The organism is Nitrosomonas eutropha (assembly GCF_003201195.1).
GTDB classification, from domain to species: Bacteria; Pseudomonadota; Gammaproteobacteria; order Burkholderiales; family Nitrosomonadaceae; genus Nitrosomonas; species Nitrosomonas eutropha.
On sequence record NZ_QICQ01000006.1, the window covers coordinates 1 to 24692 of the forward strand.

At 46.7% G+C, this 24692-nt stretch carries 24 protein-coding genes and 2 tRNA genes; 17 read left to right on the top strand and 9 right to left on the bottom strand.

What is annotated here, in order from left to right:
• Positions 1-86 precede the first annotated feature (86 nt).
• Positions 87-177 (bottom strand) — tRNA-Ser (locus tag C8R14_RS03260).
• A gap of 158 nt (positions 178-335) precedes the next feature.
• On the opposite strand from C8R14_RS03260, the gene C8R14_RS03265 reads away from it, so the two are divergent.
• On the top strand, positions 336-824 hold the full coding sequence (locus C8R14_RS03265; RefSeq protein ID WP_242500222.1) for a hypothetical protein: 489 nt from the start codon (positions 336-338) through the stop codon (positions 822-824).
• 88 nt (positions 825-912) lie between these two features.
• On the opposite strand, the gene ubiD is transcribed toward C8R14_RS03265, so the two are convergent.
• The 8 genes from ubiD to C8R14_RS03305 form a co-directional block, all read right to left on the bottom strand.
• Positions 913-2376 (bottom strand): 4-hydroxy-3-polyprenylbenzoate decarboxylase, encoded by a 1464-nt coding sequence (gene ubiD / locus C8R14_RS03270; protein ID WP_011634202.1) that lies wholly within the window; start codon positions 2374-2376, stop codon positions 913-915.
• A gap of 92 nt (positions 2377-2468) precedes the next feature.
• Complete coding sequence (gene ubiA, locus C8R14_RS03275) at positions 2469-3329, bottom strand: 4-hydroxybenzoate octaprenyltransferase (protein WP_011634203.1); 861 nt, start codon at positions 3327-3329, stop codon at positions 2469-2471.
• A 78-nt stretch (positions 3330-3407) separates the two neighbouring features.
• Positions 3408-3944, bottom strand: a complete 537-nt coding sequence (locus C8R14_RS03280) for a chorismate--pyruvate lyase family protein (protein WP_041353471.1) — start codon at positions 3942-3944, stop codon at positions 3408-3410.
• A gap of 67 nt (positions 3945-4011) precedes the next feature.
• Positions 4012-4410, bottom strand: coding sequence for a response regulator (locus C8R14_RS03285; protein ID WP_011634205.1), 399 nt, complete (start codon positions 4408-4410; stop codon positions 4012-4014).
• Positions 4411-4574: 164 nt separating this feature from the next.
• A complete protein-coding gene (locus tag C8R14_RS03290) occupies positions 4575-5984 on the bottom strand; it encodes a TrkH family potassium uptake protein (protein ID WP_011634206.1) in 1410 nt (469 codons plus the stop codon).
• A gap of 71 nt (positions 5985-6055) precedes the next feature.
• A complete protein-coding gene (gene trkA, locus C8R14_RS03295; protein ID WP_011634207.1) occupies positions 6056-7504 on the bottom strand; it encodes a Trk system potassium transporter TrkA in 1449 nt (482 codons plus the stop codon).
• 266 nt (positions 7505-7770) lie between these two features.
• Positions 7771-9045 carry a YfiM family lipoprotein gene (locus C8R14_RS03300; protein ID WP_011634208.1) on the bottom strand — a complete coding sequence of 425 codons (1275 nt, stop codon included), beginning with the start codon at positions 9043-9045 and terminating at the stop codon, positions 7771-7773.
• 132 nt (positions 9046-9177) lie between these two features.
• The gene (locus tag C8R14_RS03305; RefSeq protein WP_041353473.1) at positions 9178-9735 is read right to left on the bottom strand and encodes a Slp family lipoprotein; all 558 of its coding nucleotides are present in this window, start codon (positions 9733-9735) and stop codon (positions 9178-9180) included.
• A 261-nt stretch (positions 9736-9996) separates the two neighbouring features.
• Between C8R14_RS03305 and minC the strand changes: the two genes are divergently transcribed.
• From minC to C8R14_RS03385, 16 genes are all read left to right on the top strand, one after another.
• The gene (minC, locus tag C8R14_RS03310; RefSeq protein ID WP_011634210.1) at positions 9997-10722 is read left to right on the top strand and encodes a septum site-determining protein MinC; all 726 of its coding nucleotides are present in this window, start codon (positions 9997-9999) and stop codon (positions 10720-10722) included.
• A gap of 25 nt (positions 10723-10747) precedes the next feature.
• Positions 10748-11557 carry a septum site-determining protein MinD gene (gene minD / locus C8R14_RS03315; protein WP_011634211.1) on the top strand — a complete coding sequence of 270 codons (810 nt, stop codon included), beginning with the start codon at positions 10748-10750 and terminating at the stop codon, positions 11555-11557.
• Positions 11557-11853 (top strand): cell division topological specificity factor MinE, encoded by a 297-nt coding sequence (gene minE, locus C8R14_RS03320; RefSeq protein WP_011634212.1) that lies wholly within the window; start codon positions 11557-11559, stop codon positions 11851-11853. The genes minD and minE overlap by 1 nt, the downstream gene beginning before the upstream one ends.
• 131 nt (positions 11854-11984) lie before the next feature.
• Positions 11985-12596 (top strand): lipoprotein insertase outer membrane protein LolB, encoded by a 612-nt coding sequence (gene lolB / locus C8R14_RS03325; protein ID WP_242500224.1) that lies wholly within the window; start codon positions 11985-11987, stop codon positions 12594-12596.
• A 24-nt stretch (positions 12597-12620) separates the two neighbouring features.
• Entirely contained in the window at positions 12621-13457 is an 837-nt protein-coding gene (gene ispE, locus C8R14_RS03330) for a 4-(cytidine 5'-diphospho)-2-C-methyl-D-erythritol kinase (protein WP_011634214.1), read from the top strand.
• A 9-nt stretch (positions 13458-13466) separates the two neighbouring features.
• Positions 13467-13541, top strand: a tRNA-Gln gene (locus C8R14_RS03335).
• Positions 13542-13633: 92 nt separating this feature from the next.
• A complete protein-coding gene (locus C8R14_RS03340) occupies positions 13634-14584 on the top strand; it encodes a ribose-phosphate pyrophosphokinase (RefSeq protein ID WP_011634215.1) in 951 nt (316 codons plus the stop codon).
• 53 nt (positions 14585-14637) lie between these two features.
• Positions 14638-15246 carry a 50S ribosomal protein L25/general stress protein Ctc gene (locus tag C8R14_RS03345; protein ID WP_011634216.1) on the top strand — a complete coding sequence of 203 codons (609 nt, stop codon included), beginning with the start codon at positions 14638-14640 and terminating at the stop codon, positions 15244-15246.
• Between the two features lie 104 nt (positions 15247-15350).
• Positions 15351-15938, top strand: a complete 588-nt coding sequence (gene pth, locus C8R14_RS03350; RefSeq protein ID WP_011634217.1) for an aminoacyl-tRNA hydrolase — start codon at positions 15351-15353, stop codon at positions 15936-15938.
• A 54-nt stretch (positions 15939-15992) separates the two neighbouring features.
• Entirely contained in the window at positions 15993-17084 is a 1092-nt protein-coding gene (ychF, locus tag C8R14_RS03355) for a redox-regulated ATPase YchF (protein ID WP_011634218.1), read from the top strand.
• Between the two features lie 508 nt (positions 17085-17592).
• Positions 17593-19005, top strand: a complete 1413-nt coding sequence (gene leuC / locus C8R14_RS03360; protein ID WP_011634219.1) for a 3-isopropylmalate dehydratase large subunit — start codon at positions 17593-17595, stop codon at positions 19003-19005.
• Between the two features lie 32 nt (positions 19006-19037).
• The gene (locus C8R14_RS03365) at positions 19038-19166 is read left to right on the top strand and encodes an entericidin A/B family lipoprotein (RefSeq protein WP_041353474.1); all 129 of its coding nucleotides are present in this window, start codon (positions 19038-19040) and stop codon (positions 19164-19166) included.
• A 5-nt stretch (positions 19167-19171) separates the two neighbouring features.
• The gene (leuD, locus tag C8R14_RS03370) at positions 19172-19810 is read left to right on the top strand and encodes a 3-isopropylmalate dehydratase small subunit (RefSeq protein WP_011634221.1); all 639 of its coding nucleotides are present in this window, start codon (positions 19172-19174) and stop codon (positions 19808-19810) included.
• 25 nt (positions 19811-19835) lie between these two features.
• Positions 19836-20906, top strand: a complete 1071-nt coding sequence (gene leuB / locus C8R14_RS03375) for a 3-isopropylmalate dehydrogenase (RefSeq protein WP_011634222.1) — start codon at positions 19836-19838, stop codon at positions 20904-20906.
• A gap of 131 nt (positions 20907-21037) precedes the next feature.
• Positions 21038-22162: an aspartate-semialdehyde dehydrogenase gene (gene asd / locus C8R14_RS03380; protein WP_011634223.1), complete on the top strand. Its 1125-nt coding sequence runs from the start codon at positions 21038-21040 to the stop codon at positions 22160-22162.
• Between the two features lie 131 nt (positions 22163-22293).
• Positions 22294-24675, top strand: coding sequence for a motility hub landmark protein FimV (locus C8R14_RS03385; protein WP_242500225.1), 2382 nt, complete (start codon positions 22294-22296; stop codon positions 24673-24675).
• Positions 24676-24692: the final 17 nt, after the last annotated feature.

Sequence of the window (24692 nt, forward strand, 5' to 3'; positions counted from 1 at the left end):
GTTGCCAATGAATGACTAGATATGCTGCTAGATTAAGTATTTGTGCGGGTTTGTTTGTTGACGGTGGGCATTAATTGCTATATCTTTGGCGGAGAAGGCGGGATTCGAACCCGCGGTACGGTATTACCGTACACACGCTTTCCAGGCGTGCACCTTCAGCCACTCGGTCACTTCTCCTTTTGATTTTCTTGCTTGGCGGGCCGTAAAGGATAAACCAGATTGATACAGGGAGCAATAAGCGGTGTGTTTTATTTCTTTGGAGTGTTTACTAATGTTTGCGATATGACGAAAATGATGTGTTTTCAGCCAGCACTGTAAAAAATAAGGAGGTCAATTTGAAGAAGATTTTTATATTTGCTTTGGGTTTTATTATGACGACTGCCATGGCCGATGGCGTTGATCAGCGCCAGATTTTACCTTTGAATGAAATGCAGCGCAATCATCTGCTGGGTGAAATGCGTATGCTACTAACCGGTACAGGTGCCATTCTAGAGGCGCTTGCGCAGGATGACAGGGTGGCTGTCGCGCGTCATGCTCGTTCGCTTGGGGTGGAAATGCCGCATAAAATGGAAGGACATATGGATAAAATCCTGCCCGAACAGTTTATGCTGATGGGTATGAGCATGCATCAGGATTTTGACAGAATTGCACAGGATGCAGAATCCGGGAAGGATACCAAGCATACGTTGCAGCAATTGAGCAAGGCGTTGGGACGGTGCACCGCATGTCATGCTATCTATCAAATTGGTACTGTCCAGCAATCCGGCGAGCAGGGTGCACAAGATGTTCATGGAAAACATGGGGCACATTCACATACTCGGTAGATTACAGTTTGCGCAGACCTGATTATGAAGTCCGACTACTTTTTCGGGGAGTGAAGGGAGCTGTAGTTCCATCTCTACGGCTGAATGGTCAAAATAGCAATTGCTGCCAGAGGTGATCGACTCTGGCTTTGACGGCCGCATCCATTTCGATGACGCGACCCCATTCACGGGATGTTTCGCCTGGCCATTTGTTAGTGGCATCCAGTCCCATTTTGCTGCCGAGCCCGGATACAGGGCTGGCAAAATCAAGATAATCAATCGGAGTGTTCTCCACAATCAGAGTGTCGCGTACCGGATCAACTCGAGTGGTTATCGCCCAGATGACTTCTTTCCAGTCGCGGATGTTGATATCGTCATCGGTCACGATGATGAACTTGGTGTACATGAACTGGCGCAGAAAACTCCAGATACCGAACATGACACGCTTGGCGTGGCCGGGATACTGTTTTTTCATACTGACTACGGCCAGCCGGTAAGAACAGCCTTCTGGTGGCAGGTAAAAATCGGTAATCTCGGTAAACTGTTTTTGCAACAATGGTACGAATACTTCATTGAGGGCGACGCCAAGAATGGCCGGTTCATCCGGTGGTTTGCCAGTGTAGGTGGAGTGGTAAATCGGATCGCGGCGCATGGTGATCCGTTCAATAGTAAACACTGGAAAGGTTTCCTGCTCGTTGTAATAGCCGGTGTGGTCGCCATAAGGCCCCTCCAATGCCGTTTCATTCGGGTAAATATAGCCTTCCAGCACAATTTCCGCGCTGGCGGGGACTTGCAGATCATGCGTCAGACATTTGACGATTTCAGTTTTTGCGCCACGTAACAAGCCGGCAAACTGGTATTCGCTTAAACTATCGGGAACGGGGGTCACTGCACCGAGAATAGTTGCAGGATCAGCACCCAGCGCAACCGCAACAGGGTAGGGTTCCCCGGGATTGATCTGACAAAAATCACGGTAATCCAGCGCGCCACCGCGATGTGCCAGCCAGCGCATAATTACCTTGTTGGGAGCAATGACCTGTTGTCGATAAATTCCCAGATTTTGTCTGGATTTATGCGGGCCGCGTGTGACTGTAAGTCCCCAGGTAATCAGTGATGCCACATCGCCCGGCCAGCAGGTTTGAATGGGTAGTTTGCTCAGATCGACATCAGCGCCTTCCCACACTATTTCCTGGCAGGGAGCGCTGGCCAATTCCCGGGGAGGCATGTTGAGCACCTGCTTTAATATCGGCAGTTTGTCCCATGCATCGCGTAGCCCTTTTGGGGGTTCGGGTTCCTTGAGGTAAGCCAGTAGTTTTCCCACTTCACGCAAGGCAGAAACGGATGTCTGTCCCATGCCCAGCGCCACTCGTTCCGGGGTGCCAAACAGGTTACCCAATACTGGAATAGTATGCCCAGCCGGTCGTTCAAACAGCACTGCCGGACCGGCCTGTTTAAGCAGGCGATCACAGATTTCCGTCATTTCCAGATGGGGAGAAACTTCAATGTCAACACGTTTCAATTCTCCACGAAGCTCAAGCTGTGCGAGAAAATCGCGTAGATCGTTATATTTCATAAAACAGATCCAGTTTTTGTGAATGAATTAAACAGAGTACGCTGGTGCAGCGCAGCATTGAGCCAGATTCGTGGTGAGATTGGTTGATCAACTCAAATCAGTGTATCCAGCAATATACCCGCGAATATGACTGCTCCAACCCGGTTGTTATGCAAAAATGCCTGGAAACAACGGGCAGGTTCACGGTTGCGGATCATGGTGTATTGAACGATAACCAGGCCCAATGCCACCAGTAAGGCGCCATAAAACCAGATACCGCGCTGCAGCAATATTCCCGCATAAGTCAGAATACTCAGGAAGGTAATGTGGCACAGCAGAATACCCGCCACATCAAACCGTCCAAACGTAATGGCAGAAGTTTTGATGCCAATTTTTAGATCGTCTGCCAGATCTACCAGTGCATATTCGGTGTCGTAAGCAATAACCCAGAACAGATTGGCCAATACCAGTAGCCACGCAAGCGGTGGAACAGTTCCCGTTTGTGCCGCAAATGCCATGGGAATGCCAAAGCTGAACGCTATGCCGAGGTACGCTTGAGGCATGGCAAAAAAGCGTTTGGTAAACGGATAGGAGATGGCAAGGAGCAGGGCGGGTACGGATAGCAGGATTGTCAGGAGATTGAGCGGTAGAATTAGTAAAAAGGCGCACAAACTTAGCCCAGCAGCAACTAGCAGCGCTTCGCGAGAGCTGATGATGCCAGTTGCCAGTGGGCGGTTACGGGTTCGAGAAACATGAGGATCGATCTTTCGATCGGCAAAATCATTGATAGCACAACCAGCAGAGCGCATCAGGATCGTGCCGAGCACAAAGATTACCAGAATCATTGGATCCGGCATACCATCGGCTGCTAGCCACAGCCCCCACAATGTTGGCCACAGCAGTAGCAGGATGCCAATTGGTTTATCCAGCCGGGTCAGCCTGGCGTATGCAGAAAATCGTTCACTGAAAGTCATATTATAAAAGTCATAAAAACCAGGTCAGTAAAGTATTCCAGCCTGTTTGAGCCGGCCGGGATAGAGTATTTTATCGATTTATAGTTGGTGGATTGCAGGCAGAAATACTTCTGTAACGAGTATCGGCTGCCGCAATAGGATAAATAACGAGCGCCTTGCCCAGAGATTGATTGGGCGCATCTGCAGTTGTTTGCAGGCACGCTCGAATAATGGGTGGTGCGGTTTCAGTTTCTTGAAGGCAAGAGGAGTGCGCTGTATTAGCGGGTTGGTAAACAACATAGTGCCCAATGATCGATTACCCAAACGGCTTAACCCGCGCCATGCTCCTCGTAAATGTTCTTTTTTAACGATCGAATGGGCAAATACAACCGGTGTTTCATTACAACGCAGGTAAACTTCCCGTACCAATACCTGATTTTGTCTGCGCAGATTCATGACTTCCAGTTCGTCGATGCATGCCGTTGCCAGTGTCTGAAAAACAGGTTCAACACGGAAATGCTCACAATGTGCCTGAAGCAGGCGAGTGAGGGATTCCTGGTGCATCAGCCACCAGCGGAGATTAACAGGAGCGGAAACAGGGACAGGATGCCACGCCAGAGGCGGGTTGGCCTTCATTACGACAAGAGTATGGAAAACGGGGAAACCAGTTGTAGCATAAGTCTATAAAAATCAGAATCCAGGATCAGGCTGGTACTCTATTTTTTGATGTATGTTTCCGGACTGTGTCGAGCAGTGCTTCTTTAGTAAACGGCTTGGTAAGGTATTCGTCAGAGCCGACCATTCTGCCGCGCGCCCTGTCGAATAATCCACTTTTGCTGGATAGCATGATAACCGGCACGGATTGATATCTGGGGTTTTTCTTGATCAGCATGCAAGCCTGGTAACCATCCAGTCGTGGCATAACAATATCCAGAAAGATGATATCTGGTTGATAATCAATAACCTTGGCCATTGCATCAAATCCATCTGTAGCCAGGATTACTTCGCAACCTGAATGCGCAAGAAAAATTTCAGCGCTCCGACGAATGGTGTTGCTGTCATCAACCACCATCACTTTGATACCTGCTAGATCATTTTCCATTTCAGTCACAATTTCTCCCTGTTTTCAAGGTCTCTCGCAAGGTTTTCATTTTGTATGCCAGAGCTCGTTCTTGTCCAACTTTCCTTTTAACTACAGGCTTATTTTTCCTTATTATAATAACGCATTATCGGTTGCTTCAATTCGGTCTGAATATTCTGTCAGCCTTATTTCCGCCAGAAGGCGGGGGTGAAAACAATCATCAGCGTATAAAATTCCAATCTGCCCAGAAACATGGCAAAACTGCACAGCCAGATTTGAAAATCATTCAATGAAGCATAGTTCATAGATGGCCCGATTTTCCCCAACCCTGCTCCTAGATTATTCAGACAGGCAACAGCGGCCGAGAAAGCAGTAATTTCGTCTAGGCCGCTCAGTGTAAGTGCCAGTGTCATCAGCACGATGCTGGTCAGATAGACGAATAAAAATGCCAGGATGGCAAAAATAATTTCATTGGCGACAATGTTTTTACCAATTTTAACCAGAGAAACTGCGCGTGGATGCATAATGATAATCATTTCACGAAAGAACTGCTGAAACAGGATGCGCGCACGGATCATTTTGATACCACCGCCAGTCGAGCCTGAGGATGTGCAGAAGCCGGATAGAAATAGCATCCAGAGCGGAGCGAAAATTGGCCAGAGGGCATAATCAGTGTTGCTGTAGCCAGTGGTTGTGGCAACGGAGACCACATTGAAAGCAGCATAACGTAGAGCAACCAGGGGGTCCGTGTAAATACCTTTGGTCCAGAGAAAACCGGTTATGCCGATGCAGCTGCTTAGCGTGATCAAGATATACAGTTTTGCTTCCGGGTCAGCGCGGTAAGCGGAAAAATTTCTGGCACGCCAGGCAACAAAGTGTGCTGAGAAATTGATGCCGGCAATCAGCATGAACAGTATTGCAATGGCTTCGATCAATGGAGAATCCCAGTATCCGTAACTGGCATCATGGGTAGAAAATCCCCCTAGGCCTAGTGTGCTCAGAGCGTGAGCAATGGCATCGAGAGTGGTCATTCCAGCCAGCCAGTAGGCAATTGTGCAGGCAACAGTCAAAGCAGCGTAGATCAGCCATAAGCGCTTGGCTGTTTCCGCGATTCTGGGTGTCAGTCGGGATTCCTTGATTGGCCCGGGGATTTCTGCACTAAAAAGCTTCCTTCCCCCGACACCGAGCATGGGTAGAATCGCTACTGCCAGTACGATTAGTCCCATCCCGCCTATCCAAGCCATGAGACAGCGCCAAAGGTTAATAGCGTATGGAAATTCATCAAGCCCCATCAATACTGTTGCGCCGGTTGAAGTCAGGCCGGAAGCAGCTTCAAAATATGACTTGGCAACGCCGAGTTCTGGAAAGTAAAAGAACAAGGGAAGCATTCCGAACACAGGTAGTGACAGCCAGACCAGTACAACCAGCAGAAATCCGTCCCGAATCTGCAACTCACGTTTAAACTGGTATGTCAGCAGCCATATTGTTACGCCACATCCCAGTGTGATGAATAAAGTTTCGAGAAAGACAGGCAATGATCCATCTTTCATCCAGTAGGCAACGCCACAGGGAATCAGCAAAACCAGCCCGAACATTAGTATTACCCTGCTCAGGATATTGGCTACCGCAAGGAAGTGATTCACAGGAAATATTTCATAGTATGCGATTACAAAAAACCAACATTGACCTGAAACAATTTTTCAACCTGTCGCACCATTTTTTTATTGACGACAAATAGAATGACGTGATCGTCCTGCTCGATCACCGTATCATGATGTGTGATGATCACCGTAGCCTGATTCCATTGATCAGAAACGCTATTTTCTTCTATTTCAGATAATTTTTGGTGATAAACATCCCTAGGTGGTAGGCCGCGTACGATGGCACCAATGGTGGTTCCTCTGGGTAATTTGATCTCTTCGATTTTGCGGCCAACTATCCGAGAAGAACTAGCATCGCCGTGAGCTACCAGCTCCAGAGCTTCTGCTGCACCGCGCCGCAGGCTATGCACCACCGCTACATCCCCCTGGCGAACGTAAGCCAGCAGTGAACCGATCGTGACCTGTGCGGGTGAAATGGCAATATCGATTCCGCTACCTTGCATCAAATCCACATAAATACTGCGGTTGATCAGTGCAATTACCTTGCGTGCTCCTTTTCGTTTGGCCATCAGGGCAGCCATGATATTGTTTTCCTCGCTATCGGTCAGCGCGCAGAAAATATCCATTTCGCTGATATTTTCACTTTCCAATAATTCTTCGTCGGTAACATCGCCATGCAGAATCAGTACGTTATGCAGGCTTTGAGTCAGTGATTCACATACTTTGATATCCCGTTCGATAATCCGTACCTGATGGGACTGTTGCAATACTTCAGCCAGACGTCGGCCGATTCTGCCACCACCAGCAATCATCACTCGTCTGACAGGTTTATCCATGCGGCGCAATTCATTCATGACAGCCCGAATATCACGAGAAGAGGCGATGAAAAATACTTCATCTCCTTCTTCGACGATGGTGCTGCCCTCGGGGATAATCGAGTGGTTGTGGCGAAAAATTGCTGCGACGCGAGTTTCCAGATTTGGGACATGCTGGCGTAGTTCTTTCAGATGACGCCCGATCAGCGGCCCTCCGCGAACAGCCTTTACCGCGACCAGGCTGACTTTGCCAGAGGCAAAATCCAGTACTTGTAATGCGCCCGGGAATTCGATCAGCTTCTCTATGTATTGGGTCAGGATTCGTTCCGGACAAATTGCAAAATCGACACAAAAATTTTCCTTCGAGAATATATCCGGGTGATCCAGATAATCGGTGGTCCGGATGCGGGCTATCCGGGTGGGTGTATTAAACAGGCTGGCGGCCAGCTTGCATGCAACCAGGTTGGTTTCATCACTGCCGGTAAGTGCCAACATCATGTCGGCGTCTTCCATGCCTGCCTGGATCATGACGTTAGGGTGAGAGGCGCTGCCGATGACCGTGCGTAAATCTAGTCGCTCCTGCAGCGGCGTGAGACTGCTTCTTGCCTGATCGACGACGGTTATATCATTAGATTCGCTGACCAGACTTTCAGCTACGGTTGATCCGACTCGACCTGCTCCCAGAATAACGATTTTCACTAGAGATGCCTGCTTTCACAAGTCGATAACATTTGATACTGCCTGTATTTCGGCTCATGGTGGATCATGGAGCGGAAGATTGCATGGTTGGTTGGTAAGTAAAAACTGCGTCATGTTATATCATCCCTACCCCAAATCCAAGAAAGGGAAGAGCCGGGGTTATGCACGGTATAAATATAGAGACGCTGTGTCTTATCTTTTTCAGCAGATATATGATCTGACTGGTGTAGTTTTTTTGTTTGTATTGAAAAAGGGATTGCCGAAATTCAGTAATGCAACCATTTCAGGGAAGCAACACGCCGCTCGATTTCATCCATGATTTTGTGATATCTGGGATCATTGATGGCTCCAAAGCGGGCTTTAAAAGTACTTTCAGACATGTGTTCAGGCAAGTCGGACCACTGGGGAATGAGATCATCATCACGAATTCCGGACAGGATTATATTGCGCATTCTGCGTGCAGAATCCTGACTGGCCATGGCTTTTTCAGCAAAGCGCGTACCAGAGCGATCTGCAATGAGGTCGTTAAAAGAGAATCCACTACTGGAACGTGCGTCTTCCAGCTCCTTGTATAAACCAATTGCATTGGACAGTATCGTGTCCGAATAGGCGGTAATGACAGCAGAAGCCATGAAGTGCATGGCAAGATCACTGCGCCCGTCCAGCGTGATATTGATTTTGACCGGATTCGGCCAATTGGCAGCTTCCGGAATAATCAACTTGAACGGAACATGTATAACATGGAATGCTGTTACCAGTATTGCAGCCCGAAATTCCTCCAGCACGTTTTCATGTGGTGCATGGCGGATGGTTTCTCGCATGATGAGTGCCAGTATTTCAGACAATGGGATCGGTTGTGAAACCTGTCGGCGGTTCTTTTCATTGAGAAAAAGGTGATAGCGCAGTAATCTGTTCAGTGCTTGTTGATCGAAAAAAGGGAGATTGATTAATGAATGGCTGGTATTGTTAATACCCCATCCCTTCCAGTAATAGGTGATGATTACCTCGTTGCGGGATAACTGCAGTTTTCTGAAGGCATCTACTCCGGCGCGTATGTCGGGGTTGGTGATTTGCAGCCATGTCAGAAATTTTTCAAACAGCAAGTTGGCAAATACGCCCGGGATATACAGATTTCCAATCTTGATCGAGCTGAATTCAGGAAGGCCGTTTATTTCAGTCAACGTGGCCCGTAGGTTTAAATAACCATCCATTATTTCCGACGGGATTGGCAGGCTTAATTGAACCTGTGCAGTTTTGTCATGCACCGTGATTTGTGCATACCCTCGTCCGAGATGGTAAGCCAAATAGTTCAGTGCATTATCGATATCATCCGGCAGAATTCTAATTGTAGCGGATGTGCCGGGAAGTACCTGGTAGCGATGGGTATCAAGAATACTTTTCGCACGTGCAATTTGTTCTGGTGTGATAGAGATTTCTCTCGCTATCTTCGGTCGGGTATCGACAGCCAGATAAATGGCTCCCGCGAGAATGGTAATAAGAACCAGCAAACTGATCCCTGTCAGATTGAGTAATTTCCGCATACAGATCAATGTGGTTTTATATCAGATCGAATACAATCCGGCTACCATCTGGCGATTGGTCTTTGTCACTTCCAGTCTGATATGGCTTATATTGATGCTCACCGAGATGAATGGAGCAAGAATAGCGTGGTATTACCACCATAATCTGTAGGGTCTGTAATAGCCGTTGTAGAAAGAGGGATACCCGTAATAGCCGGGATAAGGTCCGTAACGGTATCTGCTGTTCCAGTACATATTATCTTCCCGATAAGCCTGCGACCAGAGATGGATGGCCTTGGCTGTAATGAGCGGGATATGTATGGTTTTGTTTCCAACTGTGCGCTCAATACCCCCCTTTACTGATCCGGTGATAGTCACTTCCGCTCCTTTGACAAAAATTGCCGGGTCCAGGAATTCACTGGTTTCGACAGCAAAACGCCCTTCTCCGAGTTTGTTGGTTTGTGGGTATCCATTACGATCAAGTGGATAAAAAAGTACCTGCATCAGGCTGGAATCGGCTTCATTTTCCACTTCAATAACTGTGCCTCCCCAGCGGATCGGAGCATTCTTATAGGTATCAATGCTTTGATTGATCAGTTGATAGGGGATGTCTGTAGCCGCAAAATTTCTGATATCCGTCGGCATGCTGGTGCATGCACCTAGGAAGAGCAGGCTGCAAAGCAGGAGGCGAAACGGGATTGAGGGTTTCATATTTTTCTTGGCTGATGAGTAATAAGCTTTGATTTAGACAAACCCTCTGTAGCAAGATTCGTGCGGCTATCTTTCCGCATTACATTGTTTTGTTCAGACTGTAAGTAATTTGTCGGATATCTGATCAAACCAGTTTATTCCGTTTGATTGAAAGGTATAATAATGCTTTTTATATCCGGCCCCGGGTTATCTTGCATAATTCCATTTTTCACATGTCTTTGCATCATAGCCGGTTTTGTACGAGGCTGAGGAATTGCTAATATGAATCAGTCTTCTATCTTAGATTTCAGGAGCGCCACTTCTTTTGTGCCAATCCTGGTTCTCTACAGCAATGACATGGAAATGATCAGCAAGCGATTGCAGGAGAAAATTGCGAGCGCTCCCGGCTTTTTCAGAAATTCTCCTGTGTTGTTTGATTTAAGCGAGTTGAATGAAAATGACATGGAAATTGATGTCGCAGCGCTTATATCACGCCTTCGCCAATTGAGTCTGTTTCCTGTCGGGATCAGGGGTGGAGATCCGCTGCAGGAAAAGCAGGCATTGGCGTTGGCTGTTCCGGTTGACTCTGGCCGTAGCCGTAGTAACCCTGTTTTGCCTGAAGTACAAAAAAAGGACGATGCCGTTCCTGAATTTCAGGCTGTAATCAGGGATGCAGTTCATGCTCCAGCGATGATGATTACTCAGCCGGTACGTTCAGGTCAGCGTGTCTACGCTGCCAGTGATCTGGTGATTCTGGCACAAGTCAGCGCCGGTGCGGAAATTATGGCCGAAGGCAATATCCATATTTACAACACATTAAGAGGGCGTGCTTTAGCTGGTGTGCAGGGAGATATTGAGGCAAGACTTTTTTGCCTGGATCTGCAGGCGGAGCTGGTATCGATTGCGGGGATTTATAAGACTATCGAAGATTTGAAGGAGATTTCCAGGAAGAAGCCGGTACAGGTTTATTTACGGGACCAAGCATTGATCATCCAAGAATTAAGCTAAAAATATTTCTGAGAAGGAGATTCAATTGGCAAGAATTATTGTTGTAACATCTGGGAAGGGAGGGGTTGGCAAAACCACAACCAGTGCTGCTATTGCCATGGGGCTGGCAAAAAGAGGGCATAAAACTGCTGTCATTGATTTTGATGTTGGTCTGCGTAACCTGGATTTAATTATGGGGTGCGAACGCCGCGTAGTATACGACTTTGTCAATGTCATTAATGGTGAGGCAAATCTTAATCAGGCATTAATCCGGGACAAAAATTGCAATCAGCTTTATATTCTTCCTGCATCACAGACACGTGATAAAGATGCGCTGAATCTGGAAGGGGTGGGCAGGGTGCTGGAAGAGCTCTCCAAAGATTTTAAATATATTGTTTGTGATTCACCTGCAGGTATCGAAAAAGGTGCCTATCTAGCTATGTATTACGCGGATGATGCGTTTGTCGTGACCAATCCAGAAGTTTCATCCGTAAGGGACTCAGATCGCATGCTGGGAATACTGGCGAGCAAATCGCGCCGGGCTGAGTTGAACATGGAGCCAATCAAGGAATACCTGCTGCTGTCACGTTATGATTCGGACAGGGTTGAATCGGGCGAAATGTTGAGTCTGGAAGATGTGCAGGAGATTTTGTCATTGCACTTGCTTGGTGTTATTCCAGAGTCCAAGTCAGTATTGAATGCATCAAACTCGGGAATCCCTGTGATTTTGGACGAAAAAAGCGATGCCGGCCAGGCTTATGCAGATGTGGTTGCGCGTTATCTTGGTGAAAAAAAGCCCCTTCGTTTTATCGATAGCAAGAAAGGGTTTTTCAGAAAGCTGTTTGGAGGTAAATAATGAGCTTACTGGATTATTTTAAATCATCTAAATCTAAAACGGCTTCGGTTGCTAAGGAAAGGTTGCAGATCCTTGTTGCTCATGAGCGTTATTATCGCAATAAGCCATCCTATCTGCCGCAGTTGCAGGAAGAACTGATGCAGGTTATCCGGAAATATGTACAGGTGGATCAGGATGCTATATCTGTAAAATTTGAACAGGATGACAATCAGGAAACGCTGGAGCTGAATATTACTCTACCGGATACACAAAATCCCCGGAATACTCAACAAGATATGATCCGGAATGCGCTTTAGATGACTGAAATTCGTCAGGAATTTTTTGCAGGGGGCTGGCTGCCAGATCTCTTGAGATGATTTGCGTTGTGCTTTTCTGCTTTCCCGGTTTGAATGCCAGTAGAGCTGGATGTGGGAAGTGGATTCTGGGTGTGATTCTGATTTTAGCCGGATGTGCCGGGCCTGAAATTCACCGTGCTGAGGTAATAACGGTTGTTATTCAGCCTGTGCATGAACAGATTGATACTTCAGGAAAGCCCTTTGTACTTACCGGCAGGCTGGTAGTGAATGCCAAGCAGCAGAAATTTTCAGGCGGGATACGCTGGCGACATACCAGGCAGCGCGATGAGATTTATTTGTTTTCTCCTCTTGGACAAGTTGTTGCAGAAATTCTCCAGGATCAGACGGGGGTTCGCCTGACAACTTCCGAGCCAGCAATTTATCAGGCGCAAAGTGCGGAATATCTTACCAACCAGGTACTGGGCTGGGAGCTTCCTCTTGCTGGTTTGCAATTTTGGGTACGCGGAGAACATTATCCGGGCACCATTGCTGAAAAGGATCTGAATAGGAATAATCGCACTGTAGCAATTCGGCAGGATGGATGGAATATTGCCTACCAGAGTTACTACCCGGAACAACCAACTGTTCCGGCTTTGCCCAGGTTATTGGAATTCAGTAGAATGGATGTAAAGATGAAGCTGATTGTTGATCAATGGGAAAAAGAGGCAAAGGGCGTTACTGGAGTGGACAGGAAGCTGCCGTAACAGTTTTTAATTCTCATATAGGGTATGAACACGTTTCCAGCACCGGCTAAACTTAACCTGTTTTTGCATGTAATCGGACGGCGAGATGACGGTTACCATTTGCTGCAGACAGTTTTCCGTTTTATCGGCTATTCAGATCAACTGGGCTTTGATGTTACCAATGATGGCGTTATCAGACACCTGAATCTGGTTCCCGGCCTGACAGATACGGATGATCTATGTGTTCGGGCGGCAAAACTACTGCAGAAGAGATCCGGTAAAGAAATGCTCGGAGTCGGAATTCATCTGAGCAAGAATATTCCACTTGGAGGAGGATTGGGGGGGGGAAGTTCTGACGCTGCTACAACATTAATCGTTCTGAACAGATTGTGGGGAATTAACTGGGGGCGAGAACGTTTGATGGCATTGGGGCTGGAACTGGGCGCTGATGTTCCGATATTTATCTATGGCAGGAACGCATTTGCTGAAGGAGTTGGTGAAAAACTGGAGGTGATTAACTTGCCACCCGCATGGTATGTCGTTCTGACGCCACCTGCTCCGATTTCCACAGCGGCAGTTTTTGCCAGCAGGGAGTTGACACGAAACACGATTCCCATCAAAATGGCGGCCTTTTCCATGGCGCAGGGACATAATGATCTTGAGCTTGTCGCGATGCGTTTGCAGCCTGTTATCGCCGAATGGCTGGATTGGTTAAAAGGGCGGCATGGATCAACAAAAGTGGCAATGAGCGGTTCCGGATCATGTGTGTTTGCAGAGTTTCCTTCCGAATCTGCTGCGCGAGAGGTACTCAGACAATTGCCTGATAGTATGAGTGGTTTTATCGCACCAGGGCTTGCAAGACATCCTTTGTCGGATTTTTAGAATATTTTTTGGGGAGTCGCCAAGTGGTAAGGCACCGGATTTTGATTCCGGCATTCGTAGGTTCGATCCCTACCTCCCCAGCCAAATCTCAGTGAATCTGCCATTATTATGTCAAATGTGGCGCAAGTGGCCGAATCTGTCTGTGTCATCTTTTAAACCAGAAGTAAAAGTTACCTATGTCCTATGATAGCCTGATGGTTTTTACCGGAACGGCCAATCCTAAGCTGGCGCATGATGTGGTCAAATACCTGAATATCAATTTAGGGCGTGCGACCGTAGGGCGCTTCAGTGATGGCGAAGTTATGGTGGAGATACTTGAAAACGTCAGAGGTAACGATGTTTTTGTATTGCAATCCACCTGTGCACCAACCAACGACAGTTTGATGGAAATTCTGGTGATTGTTGATGCACTAAAACGCGCATCAGCTAGCCGCGTTACTGCAGCGATTCCCTATTTTGGCTATGCGCGACAGGACAGGAGAGCTCGTTCTGCACGAGTGCCTATTACAGCTAAAGTTGTGGCAAATATGTTGACCAGCGTTGGTGTTGATAGAGTATTGACTATGGATTTGCATTCTGATCAGATTCAGGGTTTTTTTGATATTCCTGTGGATAATATTTATGGCACTCCTACACTGTTGGGAGACATCTGGAAGCATGATTATCAGAACCTGATCGTGGTATCTCCTGATGTGGGTGGCGTTGTCAGAGCTCGTCATATGGCCAGGCGTTTGGAATGTGATCTGGCTATTATCGACAAGCGACGCCCCAAACCAAATGAATCCAAGGTCATGAACATTATCGGCGACGTCAAAGAGCGTACCTGTGTAATTATTGACGATATGGTGGATACAGCAAATACATTATGTGAAGCAGCTTCGGCACTTAAACAGGAAGGTGCGGCTAGCGTGATTGCTTATTCAACCCATGCAGTTTTGTCAGGCAAGGCGGTAGAGCGTGTACAGAATTCTGATCTGGATAAGCTGGTGGTAACAGATACAATCCCTTTAAGAGAAGATGCCAGCAAATGTAACCGTATACAGCAGTTAAGTGTGGCTAGTTTGCTGGGTGAATCCATGCTTAGGGTAAGTAATGAAAGTTCACTGAGTTCGTTGTTTATAGAATAAGATAATTTTAAGGTCTGTTCACGGATGTGATGGGCTGTTTTCAGGAGAATAGAATGCCAATTGAGATAAGCGCTAACAGTCGTAATTTACATGGAACCGGTGCCAATCGCCGCCTGCGTATCCAGGGCAGATTACCGGGTGTCATCTACGGAGGAGGCGGTACCGCGCAACCGATAGATCTTGATCACAAAGATCTGTACTACAAACTAAAAACAGATGTTTTTCATGCATCGATACTTTCGATTAACGTGGATGGAAAAAAGGAACAGGTACTTTTACGTGATGTGCAAATGCACCCGTTCAAGCAGCAAGTACTGCACATTGATTTTCAGCGGATCAGACAGGATCAGAAAATACATGTAAAAGTACCGCTGCATTTCATCAATGCTGACATTGCACCCGGGGTCAAATTGTCAGGCGGGATGATCAGCCATGTAGCGACTGAAATTGAAATATCCTGCTTGCCAAAAGATTTACCTGAGTCTATTACAGTGGATCTATCGGAAATGACAGCCGGTAGCATACTACACACGAGCGATTTGAAGTTGCCGGAAAATGTTGAAATACCAGCTCTGTTGAGGGGTGACAATCAGCCGGTTTCCACTCTTATTATGCCGCGTGGCGGGGAAGTTGCAGATGAGTCCGGCGAAGAATCTGCCTGATTTTGTCTGATGTACGCCAGAGAATTTCTCTGGCGTAATTCTTGCTATTCTGAAATTCACTTCACTTTTTGTTGAGTCATCTGTTGTCGGGACTGTACTGAGTTATGGAACTACCCATAAGGTTGGTGGTCGGCCTTGGCAATCCTGGCGATAAATATACCTCAACCCGCCATAATATCGGTTCTGATTGGCTGGATCGTTTGGCTGATGCGCAGCGAGTTTCTTTTGCGCTGGATATCCGTTTCAGGGGATTGTGTGCACGCATTGTTCAATCCGATACAGATATCTGGTTGCTCAAGCCGCAAACCTACATGAATGCCAGCGGTATGTCGGTGGGGGCCATGTGTCGTTACTACAAGATAACACCCGAGCAGATACTGGTCGTCCACGATGAGCTGGATTTGCAACCCGGTATTATCAAGCTGAAATCCGGTGGTGGGACCGGGGGGCACAATGGCCTTAAAAGTATCGTTGCTGATCTTTCCACTCAGGTTTTCTGGCGCTTGCGGATTGGCGTGGGGCATCCGGGGGACAGAAATCAGGTAGTGGATTATGTGCTACACCTCCCGCGCAGAGAAGAAGCGGCGCTGATTGATGAGGCAATAGACCACAGCATACAAGTGTGGCCACTAATCGCCCGAGGAAATTTTGCAGCAGCCATGCAGCAATTGCATACCCGGCAGGAAAACTGACAAAACAAGCAGCGTACTCTACGCAACATTCAGGAAATTGATGGAAACCGGATTATGAGCTTGAAATGTGGAATCGTCGGTTTGCCCAATGTCGGCAAATCTACCTTGTTTAATGCACTGACCAAAGCGGGCATTGCTGCGGAAAATTACCCGTTTTGCACTATTGAACCCAACGTTGGCATAGTTGAGGTTCCCGACTCACGCCTCGCCGAGCTGAGTAAAATCGTTAATCCGCAGCGTGTGCAGCCTGCTATCGTGGAATTTGTTGATATTGCCGGGCTGGTTGCAGGCGCTTCCAGGGGAGAAGGACTGGGCAACCAGTTTCTTGCCAACATCCGTGAAACAGATGCTATTGTTAATGTTGTGCGCTGTTTTGATGATCCGAACGTCGTGCATGTTACGGGGAAAGTTGATCCGCTTGCCGATATTGAAATTATCCTGACCGAACTGGCGTTGGCCGATCTCGCCACCGTGGAAAAAGCCATTGTGCGTGATAGTAAAAAAATGAAATCCGGCGATAAGGAAGCGAGCAAACTGGTTGCAGTGCTTGAAAAATTGGTGCTACACCTTAACCAGGGTCAGCCAGCGCGCACTTTTCCGCTTTCAGACGAGGAAAGAGAAATCATCAAGTCATTATGTTTGCTGACAATCAAGCCGGCCATGTATGTAGGCAACGTGCTGGAAGATGGTTTCGAAAACAACCCACATCTTGATCGATTACGTGAATACGCAGCAAAAGAAAATGCACCAGTCGTAGCGCTGTGCGCCAAGATCGAAGCCGAGCTGGCCGATCTCGACGAAGCAGATAAAAAGGAATTTTTAGCGGATTTGGGGCTGGAAGAGCCCGGCCTCAATCGCCTGATTCGTACTGGTTACGATCTGCTTGGCCTGCAAACGTATTTTACCGCTGGCGTGAAGGAGGTGCGTGCCTGGACCATACACAGGGGAGATACCGCTCCGCAGGCAGCAGGAGCCATCCATACCGACTTTGAAAAAGGCTTCATACGTGCGCAAACTGTTTCCTATGCCGATTTTATTGCTTGTGGCGGCGAAGCTGGCGCGAAGGAAAAAGGTAAAATGCGTGTAGAAGGTAAAGATTACATCGTACAGGATGGTGATGTGATGCATTTTCTGTTTAATGTCTAGCGGGCTGGTGAGGTGTATTTCTTCATCCGCTAGTTTGTGCTTGTACCTTATATGTGTCAGGAAATCGCATTATTCTCACTAGCGGCAATCTCGCCCGATACAAGTAGAGCGGTAGTTGGTGGTGTTTTGCGCAACATGTGGAATAACTTCATTTCCTGTCAGTACCCGATAAATTCGGCGATACCATAATTCTTTTCTGTCCCACACTGCATTATCTATCGACGCTCCAATGAGCTGATGAAACAGTAGGTCGTATTGGATTTACTTCATCAGCCGTTGCTTTGCGCAACTGTATGAGCATGGCCAAATAGTCCGGCCACCCCTATCCTGATTCTGTATTTAGCGAACTGATTTGCGCTTGATAGATTCTAAAAGACTTCCTTATCTTTCTGAAAGATATATTGAAAAAAATTTACTGCCGGGAGATTTTTCATTTGCCCGGTAATTTGTTAATTAGACAGGCTTTATGGGATAATTACGCCTGTAAAAACAGGTAATCATATTGAAAATGAAAACGTTATACGACAAGCTTTGGAATGGTCATGTAGTTCATGCTGAATCGGATGATCCAAATGGCATGGTGATACTCTACATTGATCGCCACTTGGTGCACGAAGTAACCAGCCCTCAGGCTTTTGAAAATTTGAAGCTATCGGGACGCAGGCCGTGGCGTACTGATTCTATCCTGGCGGTGGCGGATCACAATGTCCCTACAACTGACCGGAGTAGTGGTATCAGTGACCCGATATCTCGTTTACAGGTCGAAACACTAAGTCAAAATTGTGAGGAATTTGCAATTACCGAGTTCAAGATGGATGATGAACGTCAGGGAATTGTACATGTGATCGGGCCGGAACAGGGCGCAACACTACCCGGCATGACTGTTGTCTGTGGGGATTCTCATACCAGTACTCATGGGGCGTTTGCGTGTTTAGCGTTCGGCATTGGCACATCTGAGGTTGAGCATGTTTTAGCGACACAATGTCTGGTTGCCCGAAAATCCAAAACAATGTTGGTCAAAGTTGAAGGAAATCTTGGTCAGGGTGTAACAGCTAAGGATATTGCATTGGCTATTATCGGTGAAATAGGAACAGCGGGTGGTACAGGACACGCTATCGAGTTTGCTGGTAATGCGATTCGATCCCTATCCATGGAGGGCCGGATGACACTTTGCAATATGGCGATCGAGGCAGGCGCACGTGCGGGGATGATTGGAGTGGATGACGTCACGATCAATTATATTAAGGGAAGACCTTTTGCGCCTCGGAAAGATTTATGGGATCGGGCGGTTACGTATTGGCGTACATTGAAAAGTGATGAGGATGCTGTTTTTGATCATATTGTGGAATTAAAGGCAGAGAACATCAAGCCTCAGGTAACCTGGGGAACTTCACCGGAAATGGTAACCACGATTGATGGATATGTGCCAGACCCTGCAGATATCAGTGATCCGATCAAGCGTCATAATATTGAACATGCGCTTGAATATATGGGACTTAAGCCAGGAACGCCCATACAGGACATAGCACTGGATAAAATATTTATTGGTTCTTGCACCAATTCCCGTATAGAAGATTTGCGTGCAGCAGCAGAAATTGTCAAAGGAAAACGGATTGCCCCTAATATTAAGCTGGCTATGGTGGTTCCTGGTTCTGGTCTGGTCAAATCGATGGCTGAAACAGAGGGGCTGGATAGAATTTTTCAAGCGGCAGGATTTGAATGGCGTGAACCTGGATGTTCAATGTGCCTGGCGATGAATGATGACAAATTATTGCCTGGAGAGCGCTGTGCCTCGACTTCCAATCGAAATTTTGAGGGGCGGCAAGGCCCTGGCGGCCGAACGCACCTGGTTAGCCCATCTATGGCTGCTGCGGCTGCCATATCTGGTCATTTTGTTGATGTACGCTCTTTTGCCCATTAAACAGAGTTTATTATTTATATAGGAGATTGGTGATGAAAACACTGTTCGCATTATCTTTGCTGCTGATAATTACTGCGCAGCTGACTGCTTGTAATACGATGCAAGGATTTGGTAAGGATGTTCAGCGTGGTGGCGAAGCCATTGAAAGAACTGCTAAATAAATGGAATGAAAAAATTTGAACAGCTTCGGGGGATAGTTGCACCGCTGGATCGTGCAAATATTGATACAGACGCGATCATTCCCAAGCAATTTCTGAAATCAATCAAGCGTTCAGGTTTTGGCCAGAACCTGTTCGATGAATGGCGTTATCTTGATTATGGTGAACCGGGAAAAGATGCTGCATCGCGTCAACTTAATCCGGATTTCATACTTAACCAATCACGCTATCAAGGGGCTAAAATTCTTGTTACACGCGATAACTTTGGCTGCGGATCCAGCAGAGAACACGCTCCCTGGGCTTTGCAGGATTACGGCTTCGCTGTAATTATTGCGCCAAGTTTTGCTGATATTTTTTACAATAACTGTTTCAAGATTGGTCTGTTGCCAATTGTACTGGAGTCACCTGTTGTTGACAGATTGATCAGGGATGCTCTGACAGTGGATGGTTATCAACTGGAAATTAATCTGGAAGCACAAACCGTGATGGCTCTATCCGGTGAGACTTACTGGTTTGAGGTTGATCATTTCCGTAAACATTGCTTACTTAACGGGTTGGATGAGATTGGTTTAACTCTGCAGCATGCCGACAGAATCAGAAAATTTGAGATAAATCGAAGAAATGAGCAGCCTTGGCTATTTTTGTAACAAGAAATGAAGGCAGGTTGAGTGTATGAAAATTGCATTGTTGGCAGGGGATGGTATTGGCCCTGAAATTGTGGCACAAGCCGAGCGCGTGCTGCTTTATTTTAAACAAGAAGGATTAAAAATCGAGCTGGAGCCCGGTTTACTGGGTGGTTGTGCAGTAGATGCAACAGGAAAGCCTTTTCCGGAGGCAACACGTAAACTGTCTGTTGAAGCCGATGCCATATTGCTTGGGGCAGTGGGCGGAATTCAATACGACAATCTGCCTCGCGAAAAACGGCCAGAGCAAGGGCTGCTGGCTATTCGTAAGACACTTGGCCTGTTCGCCAATCTGCGGCCGATAGTACTCTATCCCGAGCTGGTAAATGCATCGACTCTGAAACCGGAGATTGTGACCGGGTTAGATATTTTGATTGTACGTGAATTAACCGGTGATATTTACTTCGGAAAACCGCGAGGTATCGAATACAGAGATGGGCAGAAAGTGGGATTTAATACAATGATTTATTCTGAATCAGAAATCAGGCGTATTGCTCATGTTGCATTTCAGGCAGCACGCAGGCGAAGTGGCAGATTATGCTCGGTAGATAAAATGAACGTTCTGGAATGTACGCAATTATGGCGTGATGTGGTAACAGAAACTGCACAATCCTATCCGGATGTTACGCTCTCGCATATGCTGGTGGATAATGCAGCAATGCAACTGGTACGTAACCCTAAACAATTTGATGTAATCGTTACGGGCAATATGTTTGGCGATATTTTATCAGACGAAGCATCCATGCTAACGGGTTCAATTGGAATGCTTCCGTCAGCCTCTCTGGATGACCGAAACAGGGGTCTGTATGAGCCTATTCATGGATCTGCGCCGGATATAGCCGGTAAAAATATTGCCAATCCACTGGCGACTATTTTGTCCGCAGCGATGATGCTGCGCTATTCTTTTAATGAGGAGACAGCTGCATCACGAATTGAAAGCGCTGTTCAGAAAACACTGAAACAAGGTTATCGCACCGAGGACATTTATGAAACAGGCTTAAGGAGAACAGGTACCGTGGAAATGGGGGATATGGTCCTGGCAAATTTGCAATCCCAGTGATCTTTCATTTCTGTTTATGAATCTGCCTGTTTTACTTTTTTCTTCTGATTTTTGGATAATACGCCGGGTAGCAAGCTGTCGAGTACAGTGCAATATTAAAACTATTTTTTGTAAAAGGCTAAGTGAATTACATGAAACGGGTCGGGTTTGTCGGGTGGCGGGGTATGGTGGGTTCCGTGCTTATGCAACGGATGCGCGAGGAAGATGATTTTTCATTAATTGAACCTGTATTTTTTTCAACCTCCCAGGCAGGTGGGGAAGGTCCGGATATTGGCGGGAATACAGGGCCACTCAAAGATGCTTATGATATTGCTGCGCTGCAGGAAATGGACATTATAATTTCCTGTCAAGGGGGGGATTATACCAACAATGTCTTTAAGAAACTTCGTGACTCAGGCTGGCGGGGTTACTGGATTGATGCTGCTTCTGCTCTCAGGATGGATGATGATGCCGTTATTATTCTTGATCCTGTCAATCGTTCGGTTATCGATGAAGCGCTAAACAAAGGTGTTAAAAACTATATTGGTGGTAATTGTACGGTCAGCCTGATGTTAATGGCTGTGGGTGGCTTGTTTGATCAGGACATGGTTGAGTGGGCGAGCATTATGACCTATCAGGCAGCATCGGGTGCCGGTGCTCAAAATATGCGCGAGCTGTTGCAGCAGATGGGAGAAACCCACAATGTTGCAAAAGATTTACTGGATGATCCTACTTCCAGCATTTTGGATATTGATCGTAAAGTTGTTGAAAAAATGCGTAATGAAGAATTTCCCGCTCAGAATTTTGGTGTTCCGTTGGCAGGCAGTCTTATTCCCTGGATTGATCGCGAGGTGGCATACGGACAAAGTCGGGAAGAATGGAAAGGGCAGGCTGAAACCAATAAAATTCTCGGGCATGCTGATCACCCGGTGCCAGTCGATGGAATTTGTGTACGCGTTGGAGCCATGCGCTGCCATAGTCAGGCGCTAACGATCAAACTGAAAAAGGACATTCCTCTGGAAAGAATTAAGGAAGTAATTGCTGGATCCAATGAATGGGTGCGAGTCATCCCAAATGAAAGGGAGGCTACTACCAAAGAACTTACCCCAGTGGCGGTAACCGGAAAATTGGATATACATGTCGGACGCATACGCAAATTGAATATGGGGAATGAATATCTTTCTGTTTTTACTGTAGGAGATCAGTTATTATGGGGCGCCGCAGAGCCACTGCGCCGGATGTTGCGTATTCTGATCGAAGAAGACAAGGCTGCATAGAATACTAAGAATTTCATATTTTTCTCAATCTCGGACCGTCTTGCTATAGACAAGATGACCTTCGCTTTCTGATATCGATTGCCATCCATATTTTGTATCAGAGAGTTCGGGTAACAATGAAGGATATTTGTGTGAAGATAATTGATTTCAGAGCAGAAGGTATTTCTCCAGGCGTTTTATCCAAAGTGTTTTTGATTGGTATGCTTGCATCTACCTGGATGGTGCAGGCTGCCGGCTTGGGTAAGTTGACCGTAAGCTCATATTTTGGGCAACCTCTCAATGCAGAAATAGCTCTGGAATCTGTAACAGATAAAGAGATCGATTCGCTATCAGCCCGACTTGCTTCGCCCAAGATTTTTCAGAAAACTGGTGTCAATCTAGCCCCCTATCATGCAACGTTGTCTGTATCTGTTGAAAAGCGAGCCGATGGGCACCCCTATATCCGTATAAGCTCATCACAGGCAATCAACGAGCCGTTCCTCAATTTGCTCATTGAGCTTAGCTCTTCATCGGGGCATCTGTTACGTGAATATAATGTTCTGCTTGACCCCGCTGAAACACAAAAGGCAGCATCCGCTGAGCCGGTTGTGCAATCCGATAGAGATAAGACAGGAAGTGTTGCCGCAACAACTGCACCCGGAAAGACTCAATTATCCGTTGAGACTACTCTCCCTCCTGCTCAGACGGGTGGTATATATGGCCCGGTTATTCGAGGAGATACCCTGAGTAGAATTGCGCGACAAGTATCGCCTGACAGCGTTAATCTTAACCAAGTGCTGGTTGCGTTGTACCGTGCCAATCGTGATGCTTTCCTCGAAAGAAACATGAATTTGCTTAAAGTGGGTGTCATTCTGCGTATTCCTGATGAAAGCGAGATCTCGTCTGTTACCACTAAAGAAGCTTCTCGTGAAATTGCTGTACAGAAAGAAAGCTGGAACGATTATCGACAAAAAATTGCAGACCTGGCTGATAATTTTTCTGAAAAATCTGATCTAAAACAATCTCAAACAGGGAAAATTACAACTGTTTCCGGAGAATCTTCTGTTATCGGATCCAATAAATCCGAGGAAGTTTTGATTCTCTCAAAAGGAGAGTTACTTAGCGATAACCATCCGCTTGCTAAAAAGGCAGAAGACAGAACTGCCCAGAATTATTTGTACATGATGGAAGAGGATGCAATTGCGAAAGAGCGCGCCTTGCAGGAAGCAAATGAGCGAGTGGCTATTTTGGAGCAGAATGTTGCGAAATTGCAGCGTCTACTTGAATTGAAAGGCTCGACTCTTGAGAGCAAAGCCGGAATTGAACTGGAGCATACGCAGCATATACCTGACCTGCAGGCAATTTCAACTCCGGCCAAACAGGCTGATATTGCAGTCGTTGGGGACTCAGCTGAAACTCTTGGTTCTGTTGCAGGAGCTTCAGAAAATTCAACTTCTCCGATTACTATTCCGGCTCAATCAGTCAAGCCGGCTTCATTATCTAAGCCACTTCAACCTGTCAGTCCTGAATCTGGTGAATCAGATTTAATGGATACATTGTTGCAACATGTAGATAAAAACAGCAAATGGGCTGCCGCAGGATTGGGGGTATTGCTGGTGATTGCGTTGGGCGCATCTTTAATTCTCCGAAAAAGAAAGCAATTCGGGGACCCGGATTGCTCTGACATATATGATTATGCCGAGAAGGACGATAAATCGATGTCTTCGGGGATGGCCAAGATCACATCTGTTGATGAACATATAGAAAAACCGGACGAAGAATTGATTCAGCGTACGGTCAGTACATCAGAATCGGGTGATTTCAATTTGACTGATACTGCTGGCAATCAGGCCGATGTCGATCTTGATTTGTTCTTCGGTGGTAAACAGGATGAAAAAGCAACCAAACCTCTTTTCTTCACTGCGGATTCTGTCAGTCAGACTTATGCGGAAAATGAAACAACGCTCGATGAATCGAATGAGCTGGATAATGAGATTAAAACCAGCACGATAGAACCTGATCCGGCTGAATGCCAGAAGGGGGCTCTTATTGGTGCCGAAGAAGATGTTGAACGTAAAGAAGACGAGACAAGTAAGCAATGGATTTTTACATCTTACGACGATGCCCTGGAAGAAAAATCTGATCTTGTGCAGGCACAAGATCATAGTGAAGTGCGTGCATCATCCCATGATGCGGAACATCAAATTGATTTTGATCTGAAATTATCTGAAGAAAAGGAATCCACCAAAGATTCTCAGATGATGGATGAGTTGCCGGAATTAAATTCCAGGCTGGCAAATATTGATCTTGATCTTGGAGATGAGCCTGGTGAGAAGCCGCAAGCCGTCAATGAAAGCTCTGAAGTTGGTACAGATATGCAATGGCGGGAAGTCGCAACCAAGCTTGATCTGGCCAGAGCCTATCTCGAAATGGATGATAACGAAGGTGCCAGAGATATTCTGGAAGAAGTGTTGCGTGAGGGTGATCACGAACAACAATCTGCCGCCCGTTTGATGCTGGACAAAATCAGCTGAAGCCAGATACGGATATA